The sequence below is a fragment of the Pseudonocardia sp. SID8383 genome, from assembly GCF_009864975.1.
Classification (GTDB): Bacteria; Actinomycetota; Actinomycetes; order Mycobacteriales; family Pseudonocardiaceae; genus Pseudonocardia; species Pseudonocardia alni.
This window is the reverse complement of the sequence record NZ_WWFY01000390.1, coordinates 1-2,501: the sequence shown is the minus strand read 5'-3', so window position 1 is coordinate 2,501 and position 2,501 is coordinate 1. Positions and strand designations below refer to the sequence as shown.

General features: G+C 76.7%; 1 protein-coding gene. It reads right to left on the bottom strand.

Annotated features, from left to right (window positions below; genetic code table 11):
• The coding region (locus GTW08_RS09585; RefSeq protein ID WP_161151784.1) for an acyltransferase domain-containing protein at positions 1-2,501 on the bottom strand (2,501 nt) is incomplete at both ends.

The following is a 2,501-nucleotide window of genomic DNA, read 5'->3' as shown; positions in this document are numbered from 1 at the left end:
CGCAGGGCCGGGCGCGCGTCGGATCCATCGGGCTGCTCGTGCGTCGCGGCGATCCGGGCCAGGCGCGGGGCGCGCAGCGCGCCGTCGCGCACCGCCAGCTCGGGCTCGGTGGCGAGCGCGGTCAGCGCCGCGGCCAACCCGGAGAAATCCGTGCCGGCTGCGTCCGGGTCGAGGTCGAGCAGCCCGAAGGTGCCCGGGTTCTCGTGGGACGCCGACCGGACCAGACCACGGACCGCGGCGGCCGGCAGGTCGCCGACACCGCCGTCGTCCACCGTGACGGCGCCACGGGTGACGACCACCAGCCGGGCCGTCGCGAGCTCCTCGGTGGCGAGCCACCGCTGGAGCTGCTCCAGGACCCGGACGGTGCAGGCGCGCACCTCCTCGGGCCGCCCGGTGACGCCCGGCTCGGCCGCGACCGGGAACAGCACCACGTCCGGCACCGGGTCCGTGGCCGACACGAGTGTGGCCAGGTCGTCGACCTGCACGGCGTCCGGCACCGCCCCGGCCAGCCCGAACGGGTCGGCCCCGAGGACGGCGACCACGGGAGCGGCCCCCTCCGCGGCGTCGACGACCGTCCAGTCCAGCCCGAACAGCGCGTCACGGTCGGTCCGGGCGGCACGCAGCTGTTCGGCGCCGACCTGCCGGGTGTGCAGGGCCTCGACGGTCACGACCGGCGCACCGGCCCCGTCGACGGCCCGCACCGACAGGACACCGTCCGCGCTCGGCGCGATCCGCACCCGCAGGGCTGCGGCTCCGCCGGCCATCAGCGACACCCCGGACCAGGAGAAGGGCAACGCCCCGCCGCCGGTGCCGCCGGTGCCGTCGGAAGCGAGTGCCGCCAGCAGCGACACGTGCAGTGCCGCGTCGAGCAGGGCCGGATGCAGGCCGAACCCGTCGGTGCCACCGGCGCCGTCGGGGAGCTCGACCTCGGCGAAGAGCTCCTCGCCACGGCGCCAGGCTGCGCGCAGGCCGCGGAACACCGGGCCGTAGACGAAGCCGGCGTCGGCGAAGGTGTCGTAGCAGCCCTCCGTGTCGATCTCGACGGCGTCCGGCGGCGGCCACACCGCCGCGTCCGCCCCGAGGGGGGCGGCGGGACCGGCCGGCGCCAGCGCACCGGCCGCGTGCCGGGTCCAGGCGTCCTCGCCCGCGCCCTCCGGCCGGGAGTGGATGCCGATGGCCCGGTTCCCGTCGGGGTCCGGCGCGTCGACGGTCACCTGCAGCTGCAGGGCCCCCTGCTCGGGCAGGGCCAGCGGGGCGGCCAGGGTCAGCTCCTCGACCCGGTCGCATCCGACCTGGTCACCGGCCCGGATCGCCATGTCGAGCAGCGCCGTGCCGGGGACCAGTACGTGCCCCAGCACCGTGTGGTCGACCAGCCACGGGTGCGAGCCGCGGGACAGCCGTCCGGTGAACACCACTCCCCCGCCGGACGCGAGCTCCACGGCGGCGCCGAGCAGCGGGTGCTCGGGCGCGCCGAGCCCGGCCGCGCGGACGTCGCCGTCCGCGGTCCGGGCCGCCGGCCAGAACCACTGGTGCTGGAACGCGTACGTCGGGAGGTCGACACGGGCCGGCCGGGTCCCGGTGAACAGGTCGTGCCAGCCGCCGGTGCGCCCGGCAGCGTGCAGCTGCGCCCGCGCGGTGAGCGCGGTCGTCTCCTCGTCGCGGTCGCGGCGCAGCAGGGGCACCGTGACGGCGCCCTCCGGGACGGTCTGTGCGGCCAGTGCCGACAGGACCCCGTCCGGTCCGATCTCCAGGTAGGCGGTGACGCCCGCGGCGTCCAGCGACGCGAGACCGTCGGCGAAGCGGACGGTCTCGCGGACGTGACGCACCCAGTACTCCGGATCGCACAGCTGACCCGGCCGCGCGAGCGCACCGGTCAGGTTCGACACCACAGGCACCACCGGCTCGGCATAGGTCAGCCGCTCGGCGACCGCCCGGAACCCCTCGAGCATCGGGTCCATCAGCGGCGAGTGGAACGCGTGCGACACCTGCAGCCTGGTGGTCCGCCTGCCCTGCTCGGCGAGCCGGGTCCCGACGGCCAGCACGGCGTCCTCGGTGCCGGACACCACCACCGAGGCCGGCCCGTTCACCGCCGCGATCGCGACGTCACCGGTGAGCAGCGGGGTGACCTCGTCCGCCCTCGCCTGCACCGCGATCATCGCGCCGCCGGTCGGGAGCGCCTGCATCAGACGGGCCCGCGCCGCCACGAGGCGGGCCGCGTCGGCCAGCGAGAACACCCCGGCCACGTGCGCCGCGGCGATCTCGCCGATCGAGTGCCCGGCCACCAGGTCCGGCCGCACACCCCACGACTCCACGAGCCGGTGCGCCGCGACCTCGACCGCGAAGAGCGCGGGCTGGGTCCAGCCGGTCTCGTCCAGGCGACCGGACTCCCCGTTGTCGGCAGCCCACATCACCTCGCGCAGCGTGCCGCCGTCTGCCGGCTCCAGCTCGGCGTCCAGCGCGGCGACGACCGCGTCGAACGCCTCGGCGAACACCGGGAACCG